5 protein-coding genes are annotated in these 7,545 nt (G+C 74.3%); 3 read left to right on the top strand and 2 right to left on the bottom strand.

What is annotated here, in order from left to right:
• Positions 1–142: 142 nt before the first annotated feature.
• Entirely contained in the window at positions 143–2,125 is a 1,983-nt protein-coding gene (locus BW990_RS20540) for an acyltransferase family protein (protein WP_076451320.1), read from the bottom strand.
• Between the two features lie 218 nt (positions 2,126–2,343).
• Here BW990_RS20540 and BW990_RS20535 point away from each other — a divergent pair, with 218 nt between their 5' ends.
• From BW990_RS20535 to BW990_RS20525, 3 genes are read left to right on the top strand one after another with little or no spacing between them, the layout of a single operon-like run.
• On the top strand, positions 2,344–5,070 hold the full coding sequence (locus BW990_RS20535; protein ID WP_076451318.1) for a glycosyltransferase: 2,727 nt from the start codon (positions 2,344–2,346) through the stop codon (positions 5,068–5,070).
• Positions 5,071–5,073: 3 nt separating this feature from the next.
• Complete coding sequence (locus tag BW990_RS20530) at positions 5,074–5,802, top strand: CatB-related O-acetyltransferase (protein ID WP_076451317.1); 729 nt, start codon at positions 5,074–5,076, stop codon at positions 5,800–5,802.
• Complete coding sequence (locus tag BW990_RS20525; RefSeq protein ID WP_076451315.1) at positions 5,799–6,581, top strand: sulfotransferase family 2 domain-containing protein; 783 nt, start codon at positions 5,799–5,801, stop codon at positions 6,579–6,581. Before BW990_RS20530 ends, BW990_RS20525 begins: the two co-directional genes overlap by 4 nt.
• On the opposite strand, the gene BW990_RS20520 is transcribed toward BW990_RS20525, so the two are convergent.
• A complete protein-coding gene (locus BW990_RS20520) occupies positions 6,533–7,438 on the bottom strand; it encodes a glycosyltransferase (RefSeq protein WP_076451313.1) in 906 nt (301 codons plus the stop codon). The two genes, BW990_RS20525 and BW990_RS20520, sit on opposite strands and share 49 nt — an antisense overlap.
• Between the last annotated feature and the right edge of the window lie 107 nt (positions 7,439–7,545).

Raw genomic sequence — 7,545 nt, 5'->3', positions numbered from 1 at the left:
CTCTCACGCAAATCCAGTTCTGTGTGGGCCAATTCCATTCTCCTTGCTTTCCAGCAAGATAGGGGATTTGTCGCAACCCAGTTTAGAATGTGCCCCGCGCTTCAGAAATGCTCTCATAATGTGTTTTATGCTGAATTAGAGCCTAATCCAGCCCCTCGAAGACCGGTGCCAGCAGCGGCGCGAGGCGTCGGGCGGCGCTGTTCGTGAGGTGGTTCGTGTCGAAATACTGCCCGACGCCGTCACGGGTCGCGAAACAGGTGTGCGCGTCGCAGAGCGCGGGCCAGGGATCGAGCAGCGTGACCTCCGCCCCGGACCAGAGCGCGCGGGCCGCCGCCATGCGGGGGCCGAGCGCATCGCGGGGCACGGAGGTCCGCGTCACCGGCGGCGCGGCCCCGGGCCAGCCGGCATGGGCGGCCTCGCGGGCGGCAAGGCGGCTGTCATAGGCGGGCTGTTCGGGCGGTTGGGCCAGGACGAAGACCGGTCCGATCCCGCCGCGCAGGGCCGGCACGGTCTCGGCGACGGCCCGCGCCAGCGCGTCCGGGCCGGTCGTGCCGCTGCCGGGATGGGCGACGGCGATGCGGTTCCCGGCATCGAGGCCGATGCCGGTGCCCTCCGTGTAATAGGCCCACCGCCCGATCAGCAGCACCCGTGCAAGGCTGGGCGTCGCGGCGATGGCCGCCGCGATCCGGCTATTGGCGGCGGCGCAGGCGGCATCCTCGGCGGGGGTCGCGCTGTTCTCGGACTTGGCGATGCCGAAAAGCGGCGGGCAGCCCGCGCGCCAGATGGCGAGCGTCGGCATGTCCGTCGCGGCAAGGCGCAGGCCTTCATGCATCGCACGCAGGTGGCTGTCGCCCCAGACCAGCACGCGGGGCGGCCCGTCGGGCCCGAGGGAACAGATCTCGAGCCCGGCAAAGGGGCCGTCACCCGGGGTGGTGCAGCGGCTGAAATCCTGCAGGAAGTCGCCCGAGGCCGCGATATGCAGCCGCGCCTCGGGCCCGAACCGGCCCGGCAGCCCGTCCTTGAGATAGGCCGCGGTCCCGAAGGCGAGGGCGGCGGCGCTGGCCGTGATCACAAACCCCAGAAGTGCGCGCGGGCTGCCGAGGCGCCCCCGCCGCACCGGCTGTTCGATCGCCGCCCAGGAGGCCCAGGCCAGGAGAACCGACAGCCCCATCCAGAGCGCGGCCTCGCCCCAGCCCGCATAGGCCCCGCGCAGCTGCAGCGACAGGGTGAGAACCGGCCAGTGCCAGAGATAGAGCGAGTAGGAAATCCGCCCGACGAAGACAGCCAAGGGATGGCGCAGGACGGCCCCAACGCCGGGCCCCGCCCCGGCCCAGAGTACCCCCATCGTGCCCAGGACCGGTATCAGCGCCCAGGCCCCGGGAAAGGCCTTTTGGGCGGAAATAGTGACGAATCCCACCCCGATCAGCAAAAGCCCGCCCCAGCCCGCCCAGGCCGGGCCGGGCCCGGGCCGCCCGCGCATCCAGATCGCCAGCAGCACGCCCGACAGAAGCTCCCAGGCGCGGAAGGGAAAGAGGTAGAAGGTGGCCTGCGCATTCTGCGGCGTCACCCAGAGGCAGGCGGCGAGCGAGGCCGCCCAGATCGCCGCGAGGGTCCAGACCAGCCCGCGCGGATGCCGGGCCAGCGCCAGCACCAGGAGCGGCAGGCAGAGATAGAACTGCTCCTCCACCGACAGCGACCAGGTGTGCAGCAGCGGCTTGTCCTCGGAGGCCGCGTCGAAATAGCCCGCCTGGCGGTAGAACAGCACGTTGGCCAGATAGAGAGAGGCGGCGATCAGCGCCTTGCCGTATTCGCGCAGCTCGAACGGCAGCAGCAGCGCCCAGGCGACGAGGCTCGTGACCAGCGCCATGGCGAAGAAGGCCGGCGCGAGGCGGCGGAACCGCCGCAGCCAGAAGGCCCCGAGGCGCACCCGGCCGGTCTGCGCGCGCTCGGCCCAGAGAAGACCGCCGATCAGGTAGCCCGAGATCACGAAGAACACGTCCACCCCGGTGAAGCCGCCGGGCAGGGCCACGCCGAAATGATAGAGCACGACCGACCCCACCGCGATCGCGCGCAGCCCGTCGATATCGGCCCGGTAGGGCAGATGCGGGGTGGCCAGCCCGCTCATCTGGGGGCGGAACCGGGGGCGGGGCGATGCGGCATCGGGCGGGTCTTGTCCTTGGGGAGCCGGGCTCTGGCGCCCGATTGCCAGAAAGCGTGGCCCTTTCGATGGGTCAAGTTGGGTATTTTTCGGGCAGGACCGCCTGTGGCCGATCAGCCTTAAACGGTCCTTAAGGGCTGGCATGTTTCCTGAGGGCGTCTTCCGGCTTCACAGGACCTTCGCCCATGCTTCGCCGTCTTGCCGCGCTGTTCGATCTTTATGCCGCCACCCGCTGCCGCGCCGCGCGGCCCGGCCCGCCGATCCTCGATGCCGCGGGACGGCAGGTGGGTCACGTGGACCGGGTGGCCTTCGAGGCCGGGCATCTCCTGGTCGAGGGCTGGGCCGAGGCGGCGGGCGTCGCGCTTTATCTCGGCGGGGCGGTGGCCCGGGGCCGGGCGGATCTGCCGCGCGCCGACGTGGTGGCGGGGGGCTGGCGCGCGGGGGGCTTCCGGCTCGACGTGCCCGCGCGGCCCGCCGATCTGGCGCGCAGCGCGCCGCCGGGGCTTGCGGTTACCGCCCGGCCCGGGGCCACGGCGATCCCCGCGCTCAGCCTGAAGCGGCCCCGGCTTGGCCGCTGGCGGCACCTGCCGGCCTTCGTCGCGGCGCTCCTGCGCAGCCTGCCCGCGGCGCTGGCCTGGCGGACCTCGCGCGATCCGCGCCACCGCCAGCGCGTGAAGGCGGCTTTGGGGCTCGTGGCGCCGCCGCTCGAAGCGGGGCCGCTCCTGCCCGGGATCCTGCGCGATCGGGCCGAAACAGAGACGATATCCGGCCCGCCGGTCACCATCCTGCTGCCGGTCTATAACGGCTTCGACCTGCTGCCCGAGGTGCTGGACCGGATCGAGGCGCATACCGATCTGCCCTGGCACCTGGTGATGATCGAGGATGCCTCGCCCGATCCGCAGGTGCGCCCCTTCCTGCAGGACTGGGCCACCGCGCCGGGCCGCGTCGCCCGGGTCACGCTGCTGGAGAACCGCGAGAACCTGGGTTTCATCGGGTCGGTCAATCGCGGCTTCGCCCATGTGCTGGGCCTGCCCGATCCGGCGCCCTGGGCGGATGCCCTGCCCCCGACCCCGACCCCGGCGCGGGCCCCGACCCCGGCGCGCGGCGGCGGTCCGGTGATCCTGCTCAATGCCGATGCGCTGGTGCCGCAGGGATGGGCCTCGCGCCTCGTCCGGCCCTTCGCGCATCACGACAACGTGGCCAGCGTCACGCCCGCCTCCAACGCCGCCGAGATCCTCTCGGCCCCGGTGATCTGCCGCGACGTGCCGCTGCCCGCGGGCGCGGGCGACGTCATCGACGGGGTGGCGGCCCGGCTCGATCCCGACGGGGCGCTCTGCGACCTGCCCACCGGGGTGGGGTTCTGCATGGCGATCGCGCGGGACTGGCTGCAGCGCCTGCCGCGCTTCGATCCGGCCTTCGGGCGCGGCTATGGCGAGGAGGTGGATTGGTGCCAGCGCATCGCCGCGCTCGGCGGGCGGCATCTGGGGCTGGGCGGGCTTTACGTGGAGCATCGCGGCGGCGTCAGTTTCGGCCCCGACAAGGCGGCGCTTCTCGCGCGCAACAACGCGGTGATCTCCGCGCGATATCCCGATTTCGACGCGCGCGTGGCGCGGTTCAAGACCGCCGATCCGCTGCGCACGGCGCGGCTCGCGCTGGCGCTCGGCTGGGCGGGGGCGGTGATGCGGGGCGCGGCGGTGCCGGTGATCCTGACCCACAGCCTGGGCGGCGGGGTCGAACGGGCGGTGGCCGCGCGCATCGCCGCGGCGCTCGCGGCGGGCCAGCCGGTGGTGCGCATCCGCGTCGGCGGGGCGCGGCGCTGGCAGCTGTCGGTCCTGTCGTCCTGGGGCGTGAGCACCGGGGAGGGCGACGACTGGACGGTGATCGCGGCGCTGCTGGGGCTCTTGCCCCGCCGCCGGGTGATCTATGCCTGCGGCGTGGGCGATCCCGACCCGGTGGCCCTGCCGGGGTTGCTGCGCGGGCTCTTGCGCGACGGCGACGCGGCGGAGATGGAGCTGCACGATTACTTCCCGCTCTCGCCCGCCTACACGCTCTGCGACGCGGACGGCGTCTATCGCGGCCTGCCGGTGCCCGGGGAGGCCGGAGATCCCGCCCACCGCGCGCGCCGGCCCGACGGGCGCGCGGTGCCGCTGGCCACCTGGCGGCGGGCCTGGCACCGCTTCGCCTCCCGCGCCGAGATCCGCTGCTTCTCGGAGGCCTCGGCGGCGCTGGTGCGCGCGGCCTGGCCCGATCTCGCCGGGCGCATCCGCGTGGCCCCGCACGACCTGCCGGATCCGCCGGAGCGGGTGACGCCGCGCGCCGGGCCGCGGCCCGTGATCGGCGTCCTGGGCGCGATCGCGCCGCAGAAGGGCGCCGATGTCGTGGCCGCGCTTGCGCGGGAGACCCGCGGCCGCGCCGGGCTCGTCCTCGTCGGAGAGATCGCGCCCGAAACCGCCCTGCCCGTTCACGTCACGCGAACCGGGCGCTACCGGCCCGCCGAGATCGCCACGCGGGCGCGGACGCACGGGATCACCCATTGGCTCATCCCCTCGGTCTGGCCCGAGACCTTCTGCTTCGCGCTGCACGAGGCGCTGGCGACCGGCCTGCCGGTGCTGGCCTTCGATCTCGGCGCCCAGGGCACGGCGCTGCGCGCGGCGCCGGGCGGCCATGTCCTGCCCTACCGGCCCGGCGAGACCGCCGCAATGGCGGCCTCGGTGCTGGAGCGGGTGCTGACCCTGTCCGAGGCCCGGGCGCGCCCCGCCCTGCCCCGGCCCGCCACCGGCTCCGGCCCGCGCCCGGCCAAGACCACCGGCGGGACCGCGGCGCCCGGCGCCGGCCCGGCATGCGGCCCGGTGCGCGGCCCGGCGCGCGATCTGGCGCGGGCGCCGCGGCGCCGCCTGACCGGGACGGGCTGAGCCATGGCGGAGGTCACCATCGCCTGGCTGCGCGCGCGCGGCATCGAGGCCCTGCCGCGTCCGGGCGGCAAGGTGCGCCTGCCCCCGCGCGGGCGGATCGAGGCGCCGTCGAGCCTGAAATGGACCCAGTTCGAGCAGATGATCGAGCTCGGCGCCTTCTCCTACCAGGTCTCGGGCCATGCCTGCGCGGCGAAGATCGGGCGCTATTGCTCGATCGGCGAAGAGGTGCAGATCGGGCGGCAGAACCACCCGATGCACTGGGCCTCGACGAGCCCGGCCTTCTATCTCGGCGCGCGGCTCTTCGATCTGGAGGACGGCTTCACCGGGGCGGCGGACTGGCACGCCACGCCGCCGCCCCGGCCCGAACACGGTCCGCCCACCGCGCTGCAGGAGACGGTGATCGGCCACGATGTCTGGATCGGTCACGGCGCGATCATCGCCGCGGGCGTCACCGTGGGGCACGGCGCGGTGATCGGCGCGGGCTCGGTCGTCACCCGCGACGTGCCGCCCTACGCGGTGGTCGCGGGCGCGCCCGCGCGGATCCGGCGGATCCGGCACGCGCCCGATCTCGTCGCGGCCTTTCTGCACCTGCGGTGGTGGCGCTTTGCGCCCTGGCAGCTGGCGCATCTCGATCCCTCCGATCCCGCCGGCTTCGTCAAGGGGCTGCGCGCGATGAAGGACATGCCCGATTTCACCTTCGATACGCTCGATCTGGCGGAGGCCGCGACATGACCTGCGACACGGAAAGCCCCCTCGTCTTCCTGCACATCCCGAAGACCGCGGGGCAAAGCGTGCACCGGGCGCTGGGGCAGGCCCTCGGTGGCGCGCTCGGCGGCGAGGCGGGTCTCTCGCCGGTGCGGCTGCACAGCCAGGCCGCCCGCGGCGCGGCGCAGCTGCCGCCCGGATACAGGCTCTATTCCGGCCATATCGACTGGGAGGCGCTGGAAACGCTCGGCCCCCGCGCCCGCGCCTTCACGGTGCTGCGCGACCCGCTGGAACGGATCGCGTCCTTCTATCTCTACCTGCGCCGCAAGGCCGCCACGCTCGATGCCGCCACCCTCGCCCGGCCCGAGCATACCGGGCTGGCGCGGGCCGGGCACTGGAGCGCGGAGGAGTATTTCTTCGGCGGCGATCCCGGCTGGCGGCGCTTCGTGGAGGATCATTACCGCGCGCCCTATTGCACCTATCTCGTCACCCGGCGCATCCGCGGCTGGGACGCGGTGGCCACCCTGCCCCGGCCCGAGCTGATCGCGCGGGCCGCGGATGCGGCGCGCGGCCTGTCCGGGGTCTATGACGTGGCCGATCCCGCGCCGCTGATCCGCGACCTGACCCGCTGGACCGGGCAGCCGGTGACGCTGCCCCGGATCAACGCCGCCCCGGAGACCGGGGCGCGCTGGCCGCGCCTTGCCGCGGAGCTGTCGCCCGCCTCGGCGGAGCGGCTGATGGACTGGGTCGCGCCCGATCAGGCGCTGATGGCGCGGCTCGGCTTCGGCCGCAGCGTCGCGGCATGAGCGCCGCGCAGAAGATGGCGGCGCCAGCTTTCCCCCTGCCCCGCCCGCAGGCGGGCCATCGCGGCCCGGGCGGCGGGGCTGAGCGCGCAGGGCTGGGCCGCGAGCGCGTCGAGATTGGCCGCGACCATGCGCGCATATTCCCCCGACAGCACGAGCCGCGCGCGCCGCACGAGGCCCGCCGCCGCCCCGCGATGACCGAGGGCCGCGGCCCCGTGCTGGCGGTAGAGCAGCCCCGGCGCGGGGTCGTGGATGAGCCGCCCGCCGATCCCGGTCAGCACCAGCGCCGCCCACCAATCGTGGAAGGGCACGCCGGCCTGCAGCGCCGCGGGCACCGTCGCGGCGAGCCGCGCCGCGGCCTCGGCCGACAGGACCAGCCGGTTGCCGCCGGGCGCCTGCCCGAACAAGAGCCCGGCGAAATCCGCCGGCCCCGGCGCCGCCGCCCCGCCCGAGGGGCGGAGATCGGGGCCGGTGGGCACCGCCCGGCAGGCCACGCCCACCGCCGCATGCCGACCGCCCGCCTCGCATTGCGCCAGCGCGCGGGCGAGCTTCTCGGGCAGCCAGACATCGTCCTGGTCGCAGAAGGCCAGCGCCCGGCCCGGCCCCTCGGCCACCGCGCGCGCCGCGGCGGACAGGAAATTCGCGGCGAATCCCGCCTGCGGGCCGGAACAGAGACGCACACGGCCCGGATGCGCCGCCGCGAAGGCGGCCAGGATCGCCCGGGTGTCGTCGCGCGAGCCGTCATCGGAGGCCAGGAGCCGCCAGGCCACCCCGCGCTGCGCCGCGATCGAGCGCAATTGCGCGGGCAGATGGGCCGCCCCGTTGCGGGTGGCAAGCACGATGGTGATGGCTGGGTGCATGGCGGCGATCCTCGGAGCGCCTTCTTTCTAGCCTGCCCGTCTTACCGCTTTCTGAACGGCGCCCGGCCCCGGCCCGCGCCGTGCCTCCTGCCCGTCCTGCCTTTCCG

Origin of the sequence: Roseivivax lentus (genome assembly GCF_900156805.1) — a bacterium.
Lineage (GTDB): Bacteria > Pseudomonadota > Alphaproteobacteria > Rhodobacterales > Rhodobacteraceae > Roseivivax > Roseivivax lentus.
The sequence above is the reverse complement of the archived record's forward strand: the minus strand, read 5'-3'. Positions and strand labels throughout refer to the sequence as shown.

Coding starts and splice junctions, on each gene's coding strand:
- BW990_RS20540 (WP_076451320.1), bottom strand. CDS start 2,125: ATGAGCGGGCTGGCCACCCCGCATCTGCCCTACCGGGCCGATATCGAC.
- BW990_RS20535 (WP_076451318.1), top strand. CDS start 2,344: ATGCTTCGCCGTCTTGCCGCGCTGTTCGATCTTTATGCCGCCACCCGC.
- BW990_RS20530 (WP_076451317.1), top strand. CDS start 5,074: ATGGCGGAGGTCACCATCGCCTGGCTGCGCGCGCGCGGCATCGAGGCC.
- BW990_RS20525 (WP_076451315.1), top strand. CDS start 5,799: ATGACCTGCGACACGGAAAGCCCCCTCGTCTTCCTGCACATCCCGAAG.
- BW990_RS20520 (WP_076451313.1), bottom strand. CDS start 7,438: ATGCACCCAGCCATCACCATCGTGCTTGCCACCCGCAACGGGGCGGCC.